Consider the following 17673-nt stretch of genomic DNA (forward strand, 5'->3'; position numbering starts at 1 on the left):
TGCGACAGCCCCTTCCCCTCGAGGGGAAGGGAAAGCGTCGCACCAAGCCGCCCCTACAGCCGCGCCAGCCTTTCAGCCAGCAGGTTGAAGAAGCCCTCGTGGTCGATGTCGCGCATGACCATGGCGTTCTTCTCGCGCGTGGTCACGCCCCACCAGTCGATCACGGTCATGCCCATGGTGAGTTCCGAGCCGATCTCGATCTCGACATTGCAGTTGCGGCCCTTGAACAGATCGGGCTTGATCAGATAGGCGATGACGCAGGGGTCGTGCAGCGGGCCGCCGTCGGTGCCGTATTTTTCCTCATCGAAGCGCTCGAAGAAGTCGAGCAACTCGGCGGTGGCGGTGCCGACCATGGTGCCCATGGCGCGGAATTTCTCGACGCGCTTGGCGGTGGTCAGCGCCTTGTGGGTGACGTCCAGCGGCATCATCACGATCGGCACGCCGGAGCGGAACACCACATGGGCCGCCTGCGGGTCGACATAGATGTTGAACTCGGCTGCCGGCGTGGTGTTGCCGCCCTCGAAGAAGCCGCCGCCCATCAGCACGATCTGCTTGATGCGCGAGGCGATCCTGGGCTCGCGCACCAGCGCCAACGCGATGTTGGTGAGGGGCCCGAGCGGGCACAGTGTGACCGTGCCGGGCTCTTCGCGCATCAGCGTCTCGACGATGAAGTCGACCGCATGCTGCTCCTGCAATTGCATCGTCGGCTCCGGCAGGTCGGGGCCATCCAGGCCGGTTCTGCCATGCACGTGCTCGGCCGTCACCAGCGGCCGCACCATGGGGCGGATGGCGCCGGCATAGACCTTGGTGTCGGTCTTTCCGGCCAGCTCGCAAATCTTCAGCGCGTTCTTGGTGGTGAGGTGCAGGGGAACGTTTCCGGCAACGGCCGTGATGCCCAGAACCTCCAGTTCCGGGCTCGCCAGTGCCAGCAGGATCGCGACGGCATCGTCCTGCCCCGGATCGGTGTCGATGATGATCTTTTGCGTGACCGCCATTCCGTTTTCCTTCATGTGATTTGCATGTGATTGGCACAGGCTTGAACTTATTTGCCGTGCGGACCATATCAGGTTCAACGGGAAAGATGCCAATAGGGTTTTTCCCAGTGAGGTCGCTCTTAGAGGACGAACATGAGCCGCATGACGCCTTTCTCGAGCCCGCTACTGCTCGGGTTCGACACGATGGAAAAGACGCTGGAGCGCTTGGCCAAGACGGGCGACAGCTATCCGCCCTACAACATCGAACGCATCCGGCAGTCTGAAGGCAATGGCGAGATGCTGCGCATCACGCTGGCGGTGGCCGGTTTCTGCGATGCAGATCTGGAAGTCACCACCGAGGAAAACCAGCTCGTGGTGCGCGGCAGGCAAAACGACGAGACCGAACGCGAATTCCTGCATCGCGGCATTGCAGCACGGCAGTTCCAGCGAACCTTCGTGCTGGCCGACGGGATGCGGGTGATCGGGGCCGAACTGAAAAACGGCCTTCTGTCGATCGATCTCGAACGCCCCGAGCCAGAACGGCTCGTACGCAAAATCAACATTTCGGTGAAAGACTGAAGCTGTCGCCGGAAAGCAGCTCTACCGCGGGTCCGGTCGCAAGACGCCCCGCAAGAAGGAGGCTAACCATGACCTATCAAGATTCAATGCACACGCTGACCCAGACCGAACTCGCGCATCTTGGACAGGGGTCGGTCGCGTATCTTCGCAAGATCGACAGCGACGAGTTGAAGGGCAAGTTTCCGGGTCTCCAGGAAATCGCCTCAGGCATGGAAATCTGGGCGCTGTTTGCCGCCAACGGACAGCCGATCCTGCTGTCGGACGCTCGCGACACGGCCATTGCCGGCGCGCTCGAAAATCATCTCACCCCGGTTGCGATCAACTGAGCATCAGTCTCGAAACCACCAATCGGAAAAACGAAGGGCGGCCCGCAGGCCGCCCGACGCGTTAGAACCCTTCCCGATCAATTCCTTCAGGCCGCGTGCGCCTGCTTGTCGGCCAGCAGCGCATGGATGGCCGAAGCATCGCGCGTGCCGCGAATCTTGGCCACCGTGTCGGGGTCGCGCAGCACCCGCGCGATGCGCGACAGCGCCTTCAGGTGATCGGCGCCGGCGCCTTCCGGCGCCAGAAGCAGAAACACCAGGTCGACCGGCTGGTCGTCGAGTGCCTCGAATTCAACCGGGGCCTCCAGCCGGGCGAAAACACCCGTGATGCGCTTTACCCCGGCAAGCTTGCCGTGGGGAATGGCGATACCGTTGCCCACCCCGGTCGACCCCAGGCGCTCGCGCTGCAGGATGGTGTCGAACACTTCCCGCTCCGTGAGGCCGGTAATGGCCGCCGCCCGCTCCGCGAGCAATTGCAGAAGCTGTTTCTTGGAATTCGCCTTCAAGGTCGGCATGATCGCCTGCACCTCGATCAGATCGCTCAGATCCATGCCCAATATCCTTTCCCTGACCGATCGGCCGAACCCCAATCCGGTACTTCGGTCAGAAGACCTTGTTTATCCCTGCGCGATTTTCGTCGTCGAAGGGTCAATCCACCCGATATTGCCGTCAGGCCTCCTGTAGACGATATTGATCTGCTCGTTCCCAGCATTGCGAAACACGAAAACCGGAGTGTCCTTGGTGTCGAGCTCGATCACCGCCGACGCAACCGACATGGTCTTCAGGACCATGGTCGATTCGGCGACGATTGCCGGAGCGTAGTCCTCCGGCAGCTCCTCCTCGTCTTCGGCGAGCGGCGCCACCACCGCGTAGGCAATGTCGACCGGGTTGCCGTTGACTGTGCCCGGATAGTGCGACTTCAGCCGCCTCTTGTAGCGGCGCAGGCGTTTTTCCAGGCGCTCGGCGGCTGCCTCGAAGGCTGCGACCGGCTCCTGGGCCTCGCCCGCGGCCTGCAGCGACACACCCGAATGAAGCCGGACCAGGCAATCGGCCGAGAAGCGCGCGGCAGATTTCACAACTGTTATCTGCCCGGAAAAACCGCCGTCGAAATACTTGCCAATGGCATCGCCGATGCGCTCCTGGATCCGCGCGCGGAATGCATCGCCGACGTCCATGTGCTTTCCCGAGATGCGTAGAGTCATCCGAAAACCGCCTTCTTGCTCAGACTTCAACTTTGTTCGAGTTTATACCCGTGGCCGGCGCATACAAGGTTCGCGGCGATACCGCGCCGAATTTAAGCCTGAACTATCCGCTTGATCACAAGCCGTCTCCAGACGGAGCTTCTTTCTCCTGGGCAACCGCCCGCTCTTGCCGGCGGGCTTCTAGTCACTTCGCCGGTACTTGTCAATCAAGGCGCAGGTTTGCGGGCATGTGGGGCCCTTGCTAGCGCCCGGCAGCAGCCAGTGCGCGCTTCTCGCGGCGACGCTGGACCGAGGAAGGAATATTCATGCTTTCCCGATACTTGGCCACCGTGCGCCTGGCTATGTCGATGCCGCCACGCTGCAGGATTTCCACAATCTGATCGTCGGAAAGAACAGCCGCCGGCGCCTCGTCTGAGACGAGCTGCCGGATGCGGTCTCGCACCGCCTCGGCCGAATGTGCATCGCCCTCGCCGACCGAAGCGATGGCGGCGGTGAAGAAAAAGCGCAGCTCGAAAACCCCGCGCGGCGTGAGCATGTATTTGTTGGCGGTAACCCGGCTGACGGTCGATTCATGCATGCCGATCGCCTCGGCCACGGTGCGCAGATTGAGCGGACGAAGGTGCCTGATGCCACGCACCAGAAAGGCATCCTGCTGGCGCACGATCTCGGACGCGACCTTGAGGATGGTCCGAGCCCGCTGGTCGAGACTGCGCGTCAGCCAGCTGGCGTTCTGGTGGCACTCGGTCAGGAAATCCTTCTCGCCCTGGCTTTTCGCCGACTTGGCGACCCTGGCGTAATAGACGTTGTCGACAAGCACCCGCGGGAGCGCATCGGGATTGAGCTCCACGCTCCAGCTGCCGTCGCTTGCGGCACGCACCTCGACGTCGGGCACGATGGTTTCGATGCGCCCGCCCGAATAGGCCATGCCGGGTCGCGGGTCGAGATGGCGGATCTCGGCCATCATCTCGACCAGGTCTTCCTCGTCGACGCCGCAGAGCTTTTTAAGGCTTTGAAAATCGCGTCGGGCAAGCAGCTCCAGGTTACCCACCAGGGCCTGCATCGCCGGATCGAAGCGGTCGCGGCGGGCAAGCTGCAATCCGAGACACTCGGCAAGGTCACGCGCGAAGATGCCGGCGGGTTCAAAGCCCTGGCAGGCTTTCAGCACCTCCAGCACCGCGCGCGGCTCCAGCCCGAGCCTGACGGCGATCTCCTCGAGATCGCCGCGCATATAGCCGGCCTCATCGAGCGCATCGGCCAGATCGCGCGCGACAAGGCGAGCGCTGGGGTCCAGGAATGCGAAGGCAATCTGCTCCTCGACGTGATCGCGCAGCGTGACCACTGCAGGCAGTACGTCCTCGAAGTCGAAATCGGTTGCAGATGTCTCCGCGCCGCCACCAGCCGACTTCCACTGCGCCGCAAGGTCGGGCCCCAGCCTGTCTGCAACGCCCGGATCGTCGGGAAACACGTTTTCCAGCGAGGTGTCCATCTGCTGCGAAATGGCTTCCGCGCTCAACAGCGTGTGCTCGTCGCCCTGGTCCTGCTGCGGAAGCGCAACCTCCGGCGGCTCGGCCAATTCGCCGGCGGTGTCATGCGGCCCCGCCCACTCGAGAAGAGGGTTGCGCTCGATCTCTTCTTCCACGAACCGCTCGAGTTCGAGATGGGTCATCTGCAGCAGCCGGATCGACTGCATGAGCTGCGGCGTCATCGTCAACGACTGCGACTGCCGAAGCTGCAATTTGGCCCCGAGTGCCATCACCCTTGAACTCTTGTCCGCCTTTGTCTGCCAGTCATTGAAACTGGCACGTCCTTTGCTTGTCAAGGCAGAGGGTGCCACGGAAGGCTTACAATAAATGTAACGACGGCGCCATTTTCCGGCGCGGAAGCCTGTCGCGCCATAGGCTCGGAAATGGGCCTAGAGCGTAAATCCTTCGCCCAGATAGAGCCTGCGCACGTCCTGATCGGCAACGATGTCGGCGGCCGAGCCGTGCTTCAGGATTTCACCGGCGTGGATGATATAGGCACGGTCGATGAGGCCCAGCGTCTCACGCACATTGTGGTCGGTGATCAGCACCCCGATGCCGCGCTTGGTCAGATGCCGGACCAGTTGCTGGATGTCGGACACGGCGATCGGGTCCACGCCCGCGAAAGGCTCGTCCAGCAGCATGTAATTCGGACGGCTGGCCAGCGCCCGCGCGATCTCAAGCCGCCGCCGCTCGCCGCCCGACAAGGCAATCGCCGGCGACTTGCGCAGATGCGTGATGTGGAATTCGTCGAGCAGGGCGTCGAGGCTGCGCTCACGCTCCTTGCGGCTCTTTTCCACCACTTCCAGCACCGCGCGGATATTGTTTTCTACGCTCAAGCCGCGAAAGATCGAGGCTTCCTGCGGCAGGTAGCCGACACCCAGGCGCGCTCGGCGATACATGGGCATGGACGAAACGTCGAAACCATCGATCTCGATCGAACCCTTGTCGACCGGCACCAGACCCGTGACCATGTAGAAACAGGTGGTCTTTCCCGCGCCGTTGGGCCCCAGAAGCCCTACCGCCTCGCCGGCGCGCACGCCCAGCGAAACGCCGTTGACGACAGTGCGGCCCTTGTAGGCCTTGGTCAGTCCCTTGGCGATCAGCGTGCCTTTGAGGCCGGCCGTATCCTTTCGCACGGCAGGCGCCGCGGGAGACGACCGAAGGCGCCCGGAAAGGCGCGACATTAGCGAGGTGCTCTGCTGCATTACTGGTTCTGGCTTCCGGACACCGAACCGGGCGTGATCGACATCATGACGCGGCCACTGCCCGCCTCACCCTTCTTGCAGCCTTCGACCTGCGCCTGGCCGGACTGCATCTGCACGGTCAGCTTGCAGCCGACGAGAACATTGGTGCCTTCGGACAGGACCACTTCCTTGCCGGAAAGCACCAGCACTTCGGTCTTCATGTCGAAGGTGCCGCGGTCGCCGGTGGCAACCTGCGTGTTCGACTTCACGTAAACCTTGTCGTCTACCTCCAGCCGGTCGATGTTGGCCGATCCGGTGGCGGCCGATCCGTCGCCGCCCTTGACGTAGTAGACCGTCATCTTGCCGGCCTTGAGCAGGGTCGGCCCCTGGACCACCGTCACATTGCCGCTGAAGACAGCGACGTTGTCCGCCTCGCGGACTTCGAGCTTGTCGCTCTCGATCTGGATCGGCTCCTTGCCCGAGAGGCTGAGGCCGGTCAGCGCGCTCTGCATCCTGCTGTTCTCCGCAACAGCCTGTGCCGGCGCCATTGCCAGGAGCGCCAGTCCCAAAGCCGCGCGAAGCGGCAGCCGCACATCACTGAACCACATACTGGTCTCCGCTCGCGTCCTGTTCAGCCTTCACACGGCTGGGGTCGATGTTCATGCGTACACGCTTCTCGAACACCAAAACCTTACCGTTTTCAAGGATCGTCATCGAATCCGAGGTAATCTTGGCGCCTGTGAGCTGAATATCTACCGGATCGTCAGTCTTCATCCCGCCCTTGCCCATGTCCAGATGGGCCGACTTCAGCTTCACCGACATGCCGTTGCCGGTCTTGATCGTCACGGCGCTCGTGATGTCGAGCGTATTCTTGTCGCGATCATAGACGCCGCGCGGCGCGTCAACCAGGGCCCAGTTGTCGGCATCGATCGGCAATTGGGCGGCGATACCCTCCAACTCGACGATTCCTTCGTTCTTGAAATCCTGGATCGCCCGCGACGCGGTGACCTTGTATGGCCGGTTGTCCTTGGTGAACCCGTCAAGCTTCGGGTTTGCCATCACGAGCTTGCCGTCGGAATAGGCGGAGCCATCGGTGGAGATGGCCACGGCCGCCGGCTTCACCACATATGAATAGCCGACGAAGCCGAGCGCCATCAGCACCGCAAGAATTGGCAGCGCACCTTTCAGCCAGCGCACGCGAAGCGAATGCCGGCGCGCACGCTCGAACGCGGCCCCAAGCTGCGCGTTTGCGGCTGTCGACGGGCCGGCCGATTTGGGGTGGCCGCTGGTCGTTTCAATCGGTCGCGCCAATATTCTGCCTTCCATGCCGGCTGTGACTCCGGCTTCAGTTGTCGTCGCGAATAGTCCAAATCCGCGCGGGGGCAGGACCAAACGATAAAAAGCCACGAAATTGTGGCTCTACATTTAAATCTTTTCCGCCCGCGGCGAAAGGCCGACAGGCTGTATTTGGGCAGAGTTGCTCGACATGAACCGAATACACTGCGGCAACTCGATTCATCATCCCATATGTCGGGCGCGGAACCACCTGCGGCCCCGCAGGTTACACGCCAATATGGTTACATTTGGGTAAAGATGCGAGCCATGCGCGCTGTACGGCTTGCCAGGCGGGAACGACGGCGCGATGAAAGGGTAGCGGCGGCCACCTGCATGGACTAGAAGCCGATAGGCCAGAGACAACGGGGCAGTATGGTAATGAGAGCTGACGACATGATCGACCGGCGCCATCTGCGGCGCAAGCTTACCTTCTGGCGCGTTGCCGCCCTCCTGATCGCCGCCATCGGCATCGCAGCCGCGTCGACGTGGCTTTACGGCGACGAACTGGGCACCGCAACCAATCACATCGCCAAGGTGAAGATCGAGGGCACGATCGTTGAAAGCGACGAACTGCTCCAGCGCCTCGAGAAGATCCGCAAATCGAAATCGGTGAAAGGCGTGATCCTGTCCATCGATTCGCCGGGCGGGACCACCGCGGGCGGCGAAGCGATCTTCGACGCGGTGCGCAGGATCGCCGATGAGAAGCCGGTGGTGGCCCAGGTGGGCGCGCTCGCGGCTTCGGCCGGCTACATGGTCGCCAGCGCCACGGAACATATCGTGGCGCGCCAGACCTCGATCGTCGGTTCGATCGGCGTTCTGGTGCAATATCCCGACATCAGCGGCCTGATGGACAAGCTCGGCGTGAAGCTGGAAGAGATCAAGTCCTCGCCGCTCAAGGCCGAGCCCTCGCCGTTCAAGCCGACCTCGGACGAGGCCCGCGCCATGATCCGCTCGATGATCCTGGACAGCTACAACTGGTTCATCGGCCTTGTGCAGGAACGCCGGCCCCTTACGCACGAGCAGGTGATGGCTCTCGCCGACGGTTCGGTCTTCACCGGCAGGCAGGCGCTGGAGAAGAAGCTGGTGGACGAGCTCGGCGGCGAGCACGAGGCGGTGCAATGGCTGTCGTCCAAGGGCGTGGACAAGAAGCTCAAGGTCATCGAGTGGAAGCCGACCCGAAGCGGCGCAAGCCTGTTGCTCGACAGCTCGCTCGGCCAGGCCGTGAGCCGCGCCCTTGGCGTGCCCAACCCTGGCGACGACATCATCCGCAAGATCGGCGCCGAGCGCTTGTTCCTTGACGGTCTCGTATCGCTCTGGCACCCTTGAAGCTTGGCCGGACGGCGTAAAAGCGAATAAAATCATCCGCATACAATTTCAGCAAACCATAGGCGGGGACCGCGCTCATGATCAAATCCGAACTTGTGCAGATCATTGCCTCTCGCAATCCGCATCTGTTTTTGCGAGACGTCGAAAATATCGTGAACGCGATTTTCGACGAGATCACGGATGCTCTGGCCGAGGGCAATCGCGTTGAACTGCGCGGCTTCGGAGCCTTCTCGGTGAAGAACCGTCCGGCGCGCATGGGCCGCAACCCCCGCACCGGCGACTCGGTCGAGGTGGAAGAGAAGTGGGTTCCCTTCTTCAAGACCGGCAAGGAGCTTCGCGAAAGGCTGAACGCCAGCAAGTAGGTGCGCGTGCGCACTCCGAACGTGCCGGCCTGATTGGAATAAGACATGCTCAATCGCTTCCTGATCATCGTGCTCTTCGTGCCGCTCGCCGTCGTCCTGATCGCGCTGGCGGTGGCGAACCGCGCACCGGTGGCCTTCACGCTGGACCCGTTCAACCCCGGCAACCCCGGCCTGACCATGCAGGCACCGCTTTTCGTGCTGCTGTTTGCCGCTCTGGCGCTGGGCATGGTCGTTGGCGCGATCGTCACCTGGTTCAAGCAGGGGCGCTACCGCAAGCTGGCGCGGTTGCGCGGACAGGAATTGCAGATCCGGGGCGAGGATACGTCCCACCATCGGGCCGACAGGACCGGCCTTCCGGCCGCCTGAAACCCGCGGGCCACGGCCTGCTCGATCGACGAGGTGCAGCTATGCAGATGATTTCGGCCGCCGAGGTCGACAAGGCCCTGACCTTTCCGGGACTTGTCGATACGCTGAGACAGGCCTTTCGCGAGGGCGCGATCCAGCCGGTTCGACATCACCATGCGGTCGAGCGACCGACAGGCGCAGCCACCACGCTACTGCTGATGCCCGCCTGGAGCGATTTCAGTGCCGGCGTCAGCGGCAACGGCCATATCGGCGTGAAGATCGTGACGGTTTCGCCCGACAACAACACGATCGGAAAGCCTGCGGTCATGGGGCTCTACCTGCTGCTCGACGGCACCACGGGCGAACCGCAGGCGCTGATCGACGGGCAACGCATTACGCAATGGCGCACGGCCTGCGCCTCCGCGCTGGCCGCCAGCTATCTCGCACGCGAGGACGCTTCGCGGCTGCTGATCGTGGGCGCCGGCGCGCTGGCGCCGTTCCTGGCCCAGGCACATGCGGCGGTGCGGCCGATCACGCAGGTCAGGATCTGGAACCGTACCCACGCCAACGCGGACGCCGTCGCGGCCGAGTTGCGCGCGAAGGGCTTCGACGCCGCCGCGGTGCAGGACCTCGACGCAGCAGTCGCGGAAGCCGACATCGTCTCCTGCGCCACCATTTCGACCACGCCCCTGATCAAGGGCGCGCTGCTCAAGGCGGGCACGCATCTCGACCTGGTCGGCGCCTTCACGCCCGAGATGCGCGAAAGCGATGACGACGCGATCCGCCGCGCCCGCGTCTATGTCGATACCCGCGCCGGCGCGACCAAGGAGGCCGGCGACATTGTCCAGCCTTTGGCTTCGGGCGTTCTCAAGCCCGAGGAGATCGTGGCCGACTTGCACGAACTGGCTCGCGGCCAGAAGCAGGGTCGCCGGAGCGCCGAGGAAATCACGCTGTTCAAGTCGGTGGGTGCGGCGCTGGAAGACCTGGCAGCCGGCATTGCGGTTTACGAAAGCCGGCCGAAGTCGAGCTAGTCGCAAGCCTCTGCGGTCATGAGGTAACGTGATGCGAATACCTCCTGCCACTTTCTATCTTTCGCTGCTTGCGGCGGTGGTCGCCGCGCTCAGCCTCGGACCCTCCTTCGCCCACGTGTTGGAGGCGGAGCCGCGGCTGATGGCCTGGTCTGCCGAACTGTGGCGCGAAACGACGGTATTCAACCGCCAGTTCTGGCTGTTTGCCGCAGTGGGCGCGCCGCTGGACCTGGCTGCCATCGTCCTGCCGGCGTGTCTGGTCCTTCTTCTCCGAGGGGACCGGCCAGCCTCACGCTTTGCGGCGTCGGCCGCGGCGCTCTATGCCCTTGCTCTTGGCGCGTGGTTCGCTCTGGTGGCGCCCGCCAATGCCGAACTCGCCACATGGACGAGAGGGGCCGTCCTGCCCGAGAATTTCGATGCCGTTCGCCTGCGCTGGGAAACCGGGCATATGGTTGTGGCCGCGTTCAAGCTTGCTGGCTTCGTCGCGCTCATGGTCGCGCTTCTGTTTATCGCCCGGCATCCACGCGCGGCCTGAAGGCCGTACTTTTGTTGCGCCGCGGGGTGGGCTGTGGCAGAAGCGCGGCTGCCATATCTGGAGTGTGAATGAAACCCTCGCGTGACAAACGCCGCGACAAGCGCCAGCAGCCCGATCGCACGCCGCAGCCGGCAGCACGCGGCGAACGACCGGCCGCACCTCGCCGCGCCCCCGAAAAAACCGAACCACAGGCCGCGCCCGAGCCCCAGGCGCCGGCGCGCAAGCTTGTGCGCCGCGAAGGCGCCCTGCCCGCGGAACGGTTGCCGGTCATCCTCGAAGTCGCGCCGAACGACGATTACGCCCTGCTCGACAGCGGCGCCGGCGAGAAGCTGGAGCAATACGGCCCCTATCGCATCGTGCGCCCCGAGGGCCAGGCGATCTGGCAGCGCGCGCTGCCGGCCAGGGAGTGGAACAATGTCGATGCCGTCTTCACCGGCGACACCGACGAGGAAGGCATGGGCCGCTGGCGCTTTCCGAAAACGCCGCTCGGCGAGACATGGCCGATGCGCCATGACGGCATCGACTATCTCGGCCGCTTCACCTCCTTCCGCCATGTCGGCGTTTTTCCCGAGCAGGCCTCGCACTGGGACCACATGGCCGGACTTATCCGCGACGCCAGGCGCCCGGTGAAGGTGCTGAACCTGTTCGGCTATACCGGCCTCGCTTCGCTTGTGGCCGCCCGCGCCGGCGCGGAAGTGACCCATGTCGACGCCTCGAAAAAGGCCATCGGCTGGGCGCGCGAGAACCAGCTCATGGCAGGCCTCGGCGACAAGCCGATCCGCTGGATCTGCGAGGACGCGATGAAATTCGCCGAGCGCGAGGAGCGGCGCGGCAATGCCTATGACATCATCCTGTTCGACCCGCCGGCCTATGGGCGCGGGCCGAAGGGCGAGGTGTGGCAGCTGTTCGAAGACCTGCCGGCGCTGACCGATATCTGCCGCTCGATCCTGACACCGAAGCCGCTTGCGGTGGTGCTGACGGCCTATTCGATCCGCGCCTCCTTCTTCGCCATTCATGCGCTGATGCGCGACACCTTCGCCGGTATGGGCGGGGTAGTGGAATCGGGCGAGCTCATCATCCGCGAAAAGTCTGCCGGCCGGGCGCTTTCGACCTCTCTTTTCTCACGGTGGCTGGCAAAATGACCGAGCATCGCGCGCCCGGACGGGTGAAGGAAGTCACCAGCCTCGCCAATCCGCTGGTCAAGGACATCAAGGCGCTGGCGCTGAAGAAATTCCGCGACCAGCAGAACGCCTTCATGGCCGAGGGTCTGAAGCTTGTCATCGACGCGCTCGACCTCGGCTGGTCGATCAAGACGTTGATCTTCGCCAAGGCCGGTCTCGGTAACCCGACCATCGAGAAGGTGGCCGCCCGCACGGTGGCTGCCGGCGGTACGGTTCTGGAAGTCTCCGAAAAGGTGCTGACCTCCATCACCCGGCGCGACAACCCGCAGATGGTGGTCGGCGTGTTCGCGCAGCGCTACCTTCCGCTGAAGGACATCCGGCCGAAGCATGGTGACGTTTGGGTGGCGCTCGACCGCGTGCGCGACCCCGGCAATCTTGGCACCGTCATCCGCACCGTGGATGCGGTGGGCGCCAAGGGCGTTATCCTGGTGGGCGAGACCACCGATCCGTTTTCGCTGGAGACCGTGCGCGCCACCATGGGCTCCATCTTCGCAGTTCCCGTAGCCAAGGCTACGGCCGAGGCGTTTCTGGCCTGGCGCAAGAATTTCCCCGGCCTCGTCGTCGGCACGCATCTGAAAGGATCCGTGGACTACCGCACCGTCGATTTCTCAGGAAAGCCGGTCGTGCTGATGATGGGCAACGAGCAGCAGGGCCTTCCCGACACGCTGGCCGAAACCTGCGACCGGCTGCTGCGCATTCCGCAGGCCGGCCGCGCCGACTCGCTCAACCTGGCGGTGGCCACCGGCGTCATGCTCTACGAGATTCGGCGCGGCGCGCTGAAGCTTGAAGCGGGAGGCGGCGCGTGACCGGGAGATCGTTGCTGCCTTACGGCCTGCTTGCCGCTATCGCCATAGCCATAGACCAGTGGATCAAGCTGCTGGTCGAAACCGAGCTTTTCATGCATGAAAAGGTCGACATCCTGCCGTTTCTGGCGCTTTACCGCACCTACAACACCGGCGTCGCCTTCTCGATGTTCTCGTCGATCGGCGACAAGGGGCTTATCCTCGTCTCGCTCGCGGTCATCGCCTTCGTGCTCTATCTGGCGTTTCGTACCGGCCCCGGGCAGGTGCTGTCGCGGGTCGGCTTCGCCCTGATCATCGGCGGCGCGATTGGCAATCTCATCGACCGCGCCGTCTACGGCCACGTGATCGACTATATCCTTTTCCACACGCCGGTCTGGTCGTTCGCGATCTTCAATCTGGCCGACGCTTTCATATCGGTCGGCGCTGGCCTCGTGCTGCTGGAAGAACTGTTCGGCTGGCGGCGCAGCAAGGCGGCCTCGCACGATTGATTTTGCAGGGCGCACGTCGCAAAGTCGGTCCAAATCGACCAGCGCTGCACGGAGCCCCGCAATGTCCGACACCTTCAGGGCCATCCTGATCACCCGCGACGAGGCCAAGAACCAGTCGGTGGCCGTGACGGAGATTTCCGAAACGGACCTGATGGAGGGCGATGTCACGGTCGCCGTCGATGCGACCACCGTCAACTACAAGGACGGGCTGGCGATCACCGGCAAGGCCCCTGTGGTGCGGCGCTTCCCCATGATTCCCGGTGTCGATTTCGCCGGCACGGTGCTCTCCTCCACCCATCCAGATTGGAAAGAGGGCGACAAGGTTATCCTGAATGGCTGGGGCGTGGGCGAGACCCATCTCGGCGCCTATGCCGCCAGGGCGCGCGTGAAGGGCGACTGGCTGGTTCCCCTGCCCGAGGGCATGAGCGCGGCAACTGCGATGGCGATCGGCACCGCCGGTTACACGGCGATGCTGTCGGTGATGGCGCTGGAGCGCCACGGCCTGACGCCGGATCGCGGCCCCATGATCGTCACCGGCGCGGCCGGCGGCGTCGGCTCCGTGGCCGTCGCGCTTCTGTCCAAGCTAGGCTACCACGTCATCGCTTCGACCGGGCGGCCTGCGGAAAGCGGCTACCTGCATGATCTTGGTGCCGCCGAAATCATTGCCCGCGAAGAGCTTTCCGGTCCCGCCAAGCCGCTCAACAAGGAGCGCTGGGCGGGAGGCGTCGATGCCGTCGGCAGCCACACGCTGGCCAATGTGCTGTCGATGACCTCCTATGGCGGTGCGATCGCCGCCTGCGGCCTGGCCCAGGGCATGGACCTGCCCGGCAGTGTCGCCCCGTTCATCCTGCGTGGCGTTTCGCTGCTCGGCATCGACTCGGTCATGGCGCCAAAGGAACTGCGCCTGGAGGCCTGGCAGCGCCTTGCCACTGATCTCGACCACGCCAAGCTGGAAAAGCTCACGACCCGGATCGGCTTCGACGACATCATCCAGGCGGCCCACGACATTGTCGAAGGCAAGATCAGGGGGCGCGTCGTCGTCGAGATGTAGCTGCCGGAGGGTTTCATCCTGGCTGGCGAAACGCTCTAAGCCACAGAAATCCCGGGCTATTCCGTCGGACCGATACAATTCGAACTTTCACTCCAAGGCTTCCCTAAGGCTTGGCCCTTATGGTTGCGGCATGGAGACCGATTCCATCGATTTCGAGCTGCACCAAGGCGAAACGGCCCTGCGCGAGCAGTTGCCGCGCGGCTTGGCGCGCCGCCAACTGACGCCGCCGCCGCTGGCGCCCGACCTGCCGAGGAAGCGCGTGGCGACTGGCCTTGGCGGCGCCCTCATCCTTTCCTCGCTCATCTGTTCGGTCATCGCCTGGCTGACCGGCGCTCCCGGCGTGGTCAGCCTGGGGCTGTTGGGGTTCAGTACGGCCGGGCTGGCGCTCGCTGCCGCATATTATGCCGGCAAGAGCGCGGCGCGCGCCTCCCCCGACGCAATGCAGGAACAGGCCAGGATGGAGGTTCTGGCCGACCGCATGTGGGAGTTGCAGGAGAACGAGGAGCGCTTCCACGGCCTTATCGATGCGCTTGGCGACCTCGTCATCCATCGCGACCGCGATGGCCGCATCGTCTATGCCAACAAGGTCTTCGCCGATCTGGTGGGGCTGGACAGGGCGCAGATTTCGGGCCGCATGCTCGCCGATCTCGGCGTCGAGATCGGCCTGGTGCCGGACGCAGCCTTTGCCAACGGCGAATGCCTGAGTTCCACCGACGTTGCCATCAACGCGCCGGGCGGAACGCGCTGGTTTTCGTGGATCGAGCTTTCGGTACGCGACAATGAGGGCGACACGGTGTCCCATCGCGCGATCGCCCGCGACATCACCGCCCGGAAGCGTGCGGAGGCCGCACTGATCCATGCGCGTGAGCGCGCCGAACACGCCAGCCAGGCCAAGTCGCGGTTTCTTGCCACGGTGAGCCACGAGATTCGCACGCCGATGAACGGCATCATCGGCATGGCCACGCTGCTGGCCGACACCGCGCTTTCGCCCGAGCAACGCACCTATGTCTGCGCCGTTTCCACCTCGGCGGGGGCGCTGCTGGCGTTGATCGAGGACCTGCTCGACTATTCCAAGATCGAGGCGGGGCGCTTCGAGCCCGAGCCGCAGCCGATGTCGCCGCGCGAGATCGTGGAAAACGTGGTGGAACTGCTGGCCGCGCGCGCCTTCGCCAAGGGCATCGGCCTCGGCTGCCATGTCTCGCCCGACGTGCCGCAGGTCATCACCGCAGATCCCGGCCGCGTGCGGCAGGTGCTTCTCAACCTGATCGGCAATGCGGTGAAATTCACCGACGAGGGCGGCGTGCTGGTCAGTGTCACGATCGTGCCGGGCGAAAAATCCGACATGCTGCGCTTCGCCGTCACCGACACCGGCACCGGGCTTGGCGAAACCGACCTGGAGCGCATCTTCGGCGAATTCGAGCAGGCCGACAGCACCTCGACCCGTGCGCATGGCGGCGCCGGACTGGGACTTGCCATATCCAGGGGCATCGTGCGCTCGATGGGCGGCGAGATCGAGGTCACAAGCGAACAAGGCAAAGGCTCTGAATTTTCCTTCACCATCCCGGCTGCCGAGGCGGTGCAGGGCGACAATGGCCGCTGCGAGGCGCTTGCGGGCCGCCGCGCGGTCATGCTGGCTGCCAACAGGATCGAGGCCGAGGCGATCGCGCGCACAATCGCGGCCCATGGCGGCACGATGCAGGTGGCGGAAACGCCCGAGCAGGCCGCGACGCTTTCCGAAGGGTGCGACACGCTGCTGGTCGATGCCACGCTGGAAAATGCCGACGGCGATATGCTGAAGCGCCTGCGCCGGGCAGGTTTCACTGCATGCGAAGCGATCATAGTGATCGCCCCCAATGAGCGCGGCATGCTGGGCGATTTCCGGCGCAATGGCTATTCGACCTTCCTGGCACGCCCGGTGCGCGGCGAAACGCTGCTGCGCGTTCTGCTTTCGGGAATGGCCGCGCCTTCGGCCCTCACGGTGTCGTCACGCCCGAAAGGCAGCGAGCCGTCGAAGGGGGACGAACCGGAACTGTCGATCCTGATCGCCGAGGACAACGACATCAACGCCCTGCTGGCCCGCGTCACCTTGCTCAAGGCCGGCCACAGGGTCGACGTGGTCGGCAATGGCAGGGCCGCCGTGGAAGCCGTGACCAGCGGCACGACGCGCTACGATATCGTGCTGATGGACCTGCACATGCCCATCATGGACGGTCTCGACGCTATCGCCGCCATCCGCCGTTACGAGGAGGAAACCACTGCCGCACCGGTGCCGATCATGGTTCTTTCGGCCGACAGCCAGGAAAAAACCCGGCACACTGTGCTGGCGCATGGCGCGACAGGTTTCGTGACCAAGCCGCTCGATCCCGATGCGCTGGTCCGAACGGTTGCGGAACAGGCCGCAGGCTGATCGAAGCGGGGACGGCTTCGCAACGGTGGCGAGTGCCCGGACGCCCAACGATCTGCTGCCCCAAATTTGCCCGGCCATGCTGATCAAGCTACAGTCACACTTCTGTTGCACGGACTTTTTATTCTGCTGCATGTGAGCAAGCTCGAAGGAGAATTAGCCATGCAGACCGCGATGCTCGAGCGTCACCGCCCCTCCGGCGCACATGATGGCGCGGCATACGAAAGCGAGCTTCTCGGCCGCATCGGTACGCTGGAAGTGCGCCTGGCCCGCGATGCCGGCGAGATCGCCGTGGCCCAGGAAATCCGCTACCGGGTGTTTTATGACGAACTCGGCGCCAGGCAGAGCGCTCTCCACGCGATGGAGCGCCGCGACGCCGATCGCTTCGATGCCATCTGCGACCACCTGCTGGTGATCGACAGCGCCCTTCCCGGCCCCATGCACAAGCGCATCGTCGGCACATACCGGCTGCTCAGGCAGGAGGCCGCGATCGCCGCCGGCGGCTTCTACTCGGAAGACGAATTCGAACTGAAGGGCCTCGTGGGCCGCCACCCCGGCCGCCGCTTCCTTGAGCTGGGCCGCTCCTGCGTGCTGGCCGACTACCGCTCCAAGCGCACCATCGAGCTGCTGTGGCAGGGCATCTGGGCCTATGTGCACCGCTACGGAATCGATGTCATGGCGGGCTGCGCATCCTTCCACGGCACGGTGCCGGCTGCCCATGCGGAAGCGCTGTCCTATCTGGCGCACAACTGCCGCGCCAACGGTCCGTGGGAAGTGCGCGCAGTGCCGGGTCGCTACTGCGACATGGACATGATGCCAAACGAGGCCATCAACCTGAAGTCGGCCATCATGGCCATGCCGCCGCTCATCAAGGGCTACCTGCGGCTGGGCGCCCGCATCGGCGACGGCTGCGTGGTCGATGAGGACTTCCATACGGTCGATGTTTTCGTTGTCCTTCCGGTCGAGGAAATCAACGCCCGCTACATCAACTACTACGGCAGCGACGCGCAGCGTTTCGCCGCCTGACAAC

The 17673-nt window shown here is 64.1% G+C and carries 20 protein-coding genes; 13 read left to right on the top strand and 7 right to left on the bottom strand.

The features are described from left to right. Nucleotides 1-53: 53 nt before the first annotated feature. Entirely contained in the window at nucleotides 54-995 is a 942-nt protein-coding gene (locus tag AC3A4H_RS05160; protein ID WP_487765715.1) for a nucleoside hydrolase, read from the bottom strand. A gap of 132 nt (nucleotides 996-1127) precedes the next feature. On the opposite strand from AC3A4H_RS05160, the gene AC3A4H_RS05165 reads away from it, so the two are divergent. Together AC3A4H_RS05165 and AC3A4H_RS05170 are read left to right on the top strand one after the other, a co-directional pair. Continuing rightward, entirely contained in the window at nucleotides 1128-1553 is a 426-nt protein-coding gene (locus AC3A4H_RS05165) for an Hsp20 family protein (protein WP_348779874.1), read from the top strand. A 68-nt stretch (nucleotides 1554-1621) separates the two neighbouring features. Next, nucleotides 1622-1879, top strand: a complete 258-nt coding sequence (locus AC3A4H_RS05170) for a BQ00720 family protein (protein ID WP_348779873.1) — start codon at nucleotides 1622-1624, stop codon at nucleotides 1877-1879. An 86-nt stretch (nucleotides 1880-1965) separates the two neighbouring features. Here the strand turns inward: AC3A4H_RS05170 and ptsN are convergent, their stop codons facing one another. The 6 genes from ptsN to lptC all read right to left on the bottom strand — a co-directional run bounded on the left by ptsN (nucleotide 1966) and on the right by lptC (nucleotide 7111). Next, nucleotides 1966-2427 carry a PTS IIA-like nitrogen regulatory protein PtsN gene (ptsN, locus tag AC3A4H_RS05175; RefSeq protein WP_348779872.1) on the bottom strand — a complete coding sequence of 154 codons (462 nt, stop codon included), beginning with the start codon at nucleotides 2425-2427 and terminating at the stop codon, nucleotides 1966-1968. A 66-nt stretch (nucleotides 2428-2493) separates the two neighbouring features. After that, nucleotides 2494-3078: a ribosome hibernation-promoting factor, HPF/YfiA family gene (gene hpf, locus AC3A4H_RS05180; protein ID WP_348779871.1), complete on the bottom strand. Its 585-nt coding sequence runs from the start codon at nucleotides 3076-3078 to the stop codon at nucleotides 2494-2496. A 241-nt stretch (nucleotides 3079-3319) separates the two neighbouring features. Continuing rightward, nucleotides 3320-4831 carry an RNA polymerase factor sigma-54 gene (gene rpoN / locus AC3A4H_RS05185; protein ID WP_487765716.1) on the bottom strand — a complete coding sequence of 504 codons (1512 nt, stop codon included), beginning with the start codon at nucleotides 4829-4831 and terminating at the stop codon, nucleotides 3320-3322. Nucleotides 4832-4990: 159 nt separating this feature from the next. Beyond that, entirely contained in the window at nucleotides 4991-5806 is an 816-nt protein-coding gene (lptB, locus tag AC3A4H_RS05190; RefSeq protein ID WP_348779869.1) for an LPS export ABC transporter ATP-binding protein, read from the bottom strand. Continuing rightward, nucleotides 5806-6393 carry an LptA/OstA family protein gene (locus AC3A4H_RS05195; RefSeq protein WP_487765717.1) on the bottom strand — a complete coding sequence of 196 codons (588 nt, stop codon included), beginning with the start codon at nucleotides 6391-6393 and terminating at the stop codon, nucleotides 5806-5808. The genes lptB and AC3A4H_RS05195 overlap by 1 nt, the downstream gene beginning before the upstream one ends. After that, nucleotides 6380-7111 carry an LPS export ABC transporter periplasmic protein LptC gene (gene lptC / locus AC3A4H_RS05200; protein ID WP_487765718.1) on the bottom strand — a complete coding sequence of 244 codons (732 nt, stop codon included), beginning with the start codon at nucleotides 7109-7111 and terminating at the stop codon, nucleotides 6380-6382. Before lptC ends, AC3A4H_RS05195 begins: the two co-directional genes overlap by 14 nt. A gap of 381 nt (nucleotides 7112-7492) precedes the next feature. Here lptC and sppA point away from each other — a divergent pair, with 381 nt between their 5' ends. The 11 genes from sppA (at nucleotide 7493) to olsB (ending at nucleotide 17669) form a co-directional block, all read left to right on the top strand. Then, complete coding sequence (gene sppA, locus AC3A4H_RS05205; protein WP_348779867.1) at nucleotides 7493-8446, top strand: signal peptide peptidase SppA; 954 nt, start codon at nucleotides 7493-7495, stop codon at nucleotides 8444-8446. A gap of 77 nt (nucleotides 8447-8523) precedes the next feature. Further along, the gene (locus tag AC3A4H_RS05210) at nucleotides 8524-8808 is read left to right on the top strand and encodes an integration host factor subunit beta (RefSeq protein WP_348779866.1); all 285 of its coding nucleotides are present in this window, start codon (nucleotides 8524-8526) and stop codon (nucleotides 8806-8808) included. Nucleotides 8809-8853: 45 nt separating this feature from the next. Continuing rightward, the gene (locus AC3A4H_RS05215; protein WP_348779865.1) at nucleotides 8854-9174 is read left to right on the top strand and encodes a LapA family protein; all 321 of its coding nucleotides are present in this window, start codon (nucleotides 8854-8856) and stop codon (nucleotides 9172-9174) included. Between the two features lie 41 nt (nucleotides 9175-9215). Beyond that, a complete protein-coding gene (lhpI, locus tag AC3A4H_RS05220) occupies nucleotides 9216-10184 on the top strand; it encodes a bifunctional Delta(1)-pyrroline-2-carboxylate/Delta(1)-piperideine-2-carboxylate reductase (RefSeq protein ID WP_487765719.1) in 969 nt (322 codons plus the stop codon). 31 nt (nucleotides 10185-10215) lie between these two features. Next, on the top strand, nucleotides 10216-10716 hold the full coding sequence (locus tag AC3A4H_RS05225; RefSeq protein WP_487765720.1) for a DUF1772 domain-containing protein: 501 nt from the start codon (nucleotides 10216-10218) through the stop codon (nucleotides 10714-10716). A 68-nt stretch (nucleotides 10717-10784) separates the two neighbouring features. Then, nucleotides 10785-11858, top strand: coding sequence for an RsmD family RNA methyltransferase (locus AC3A4H_RS05230; RefSeq protein WP_487765721.1), 1074 nt, complete (start codon nucleotides 10785-10787; stop codon nucleotides 11856-11858). Next, on the top strand, nucleotides 11855-12703 hold the full coding sequence (locus AC3A4H_RS05235; RefSeq protein WP_487765722.1) for a TrmH family RNA methyltransferase: 849 nt from the start codon (nucleotides 11855-11857) through the stop codon (nucleotides 12701-12703). The genes AC3A4H_RS05230 and AC3A4H_RS05235 overlap by 4 nt, the downstream gene beginning before the upstream one ends. Beyond that, nucleotides 12700-13188: a signal peptidase II gene (gene lspA, locus AC3A4H_RS05240; RefSeq protein ID WP_487765723.1), complete on the top strand. Its 489-nt coding sequence runs from the start codon at nucleotides 12700-12702 to the stop codon at nucleotides 13186-13188. Before AC3A4H_RS05235 ends, lspA begins: the two co-directional genes overlap by 4 nt. Nucleotides 13189-13249: 61 nt before the next feature. Next, nucleotides 13250-14239 carry an acrylyl-CoA reductase (NADPH) gene (gene acuI, locus AC3A4H_RS05245; protein ID WP_487765724.1) on the top strand — a complete coding sequence of 330 codons (990 nt, stop codon included), beginning with the start codon at nucleotides 13250-13252 and terminating at the stop codon, nucleotides 14237-14239. 130 nt (nucleotides 14240-14369) lie between these two features. Then, nucleotides 14370-16646, top strand: a complete 2277-nt coding sequence (locus AC3A4H_RS05250; RefSeq protein WP_487765725.1) for a hybrid sensor histidine kinase/response regulator — start codon at nucleotides 14370-14372, stop codon at nucleotides 16644-16646. Nucleotides 16647-16817: 171 nt separating this feature from the next. Next, nucleotides 16818-17669, top strand: a complete 852-nt coding sequence (gene olsB, locus AC3A4H_RS05255; RefSeq protein ID WP_487765899.1) for a l-ornithine N(alpha)-acyltransferase — start codon at nucleotides 16818-16820, stop codon at nucleotides 17667-17669. Nucleotides 17670-17673: the final 4 nt, after the last annotated feature.

This window comes from Pseudaminobacter sp. Soil_N_29, assembly GCF_057656055.1.

Bases quoted from the DNA above. Each gene is read 5' to 3' on its own strand.
- AC3A4H_RS05235 (WP_487765722.1), top strand. From the start codon at position 11,855: ATGACCGAGCATCGCGCGCCCGGACGGGTGAAGGAAGTCACCAGCCTC.
- lptC (WP_487765718.1), bottom strand. From the start codon at position 7,111: ATGGAAGGCAGAATATTGGCGCGACCGATTGAAACGACCAGCGGCCAC.
- lhpI (WP_487765719.1), top strand. From the start codon at position 9,216: ATGCAGATGATTTCGGCCGCCGAGGTCGACAAGGCCCTGACCTTTCCG.
- ptsN (WP_348779872.1), bottom strand. From the start codon at position 2,427: ATGGATCTGAGCGATCTGATCGAGGTGCAGGCGATCATGCCGACCTTG.
- AC3A4H_RS05170 (WP_348779873.1), top strand. From the start codon at position 1,622: ATGACCTATCAAGATTCAATGCACACGCTGACCCAGACCGAACTCGCG.
- AC3A4H_RS05210 (WP_348779866.1), top strand. From the start codon at position 8,524: ATGATCAAATCCGAACTTGTGCAGATCATTGCCTCTCGCAATCCGCAT.
- AC3A4H_RS05215 (WP_348779865.1), top strand. From the start codon at position 8,854: ATGCTCAATCGCTTCCTGATCATCGTGCTCTTCGTGCCGCTCGCCGTC.
- AC3A4H_RS05225 (WP_487765720.1), top strand. From the start codon at position 10,216: ATGCGAATACCTCCTGCCACTTTCTATCTTTCGCTGCTTGCGGCGGTG.
- AC3A4H_RS05250 (WP_487765725.1), top strand. From the start codon at position 14,370: ATGGAGACCGATTCCATCGATTTCGAGCTGCACCAAGGCGAAACGGCC.
- AC3A4H_RS05165 (WP_348779874.1), top strand. From the start codon at position 1,128: ATGAGCCGCATGACGCCTTTCTCGAGCCCGCTACTGCTCGGGTTCGAC.
- acuI (WP_487765724.1), top strand. From the start codon at position 13,250: ATGTCCGACACCTTCAGGGCCATCCTGATCACCCGCGACGAGGCCAAG.
- AC3A4H_RS05160 (WP_487765715.1), bottom strand. From the start codon at position 995: ATGGCGGTCACGCAAAAGATCATCATCGACACCGATCCGGGGCAGGAC.
- sppA (WP_348779867.1), top strand. From the start codon at position 7,493: ATGGTAATGAGAGCTGACGACATGATCGACCGGCGCCATCTGCGGCGC.
- AC3A4H_RS05195 (WP_487765717.1), bottom strand. From the start codon at position 6,393: ATGTGGTTCAGTGATGTGCGGCTGCCGCTTCGCGCGGCTTTGGGACTG.
- hpf (WP_348779871.1), bottom strand. From the start codon at position 3,078: ATGACTCTACGCATCTCGGGAAAGCACATGGACGTCGGCGATGCATTC.
- lptB (WP_348779869.1), bottom strand. From the start codon at position 5,806: ATGCAGCAGAGCACCTCGCTAATGTCGCGCCTTTCCGGGCGCCTTCGG.
- olsB (WP_487765899.1), top strand. From the start codon at position 16,818: ATGCTCGAGCGTCACCGCCCCTCCGGCGCACATGATGGCGCGGCATAC.
- rpoN (WP_487765716.1), bottom strand. From the start codon at position 4,831: ATGGCACTCGGGGCCAAATTGCAGCTTCGGCAGTCGCAGTCGTTGACG.
- AC3A4H_RS05230 (WP_487765721.1), top strand. From the start codon at position 10,785: ATGAAACCCTCGCGTGACAAACGCCGCGACAAGCGCCAGCAGCCCGAT.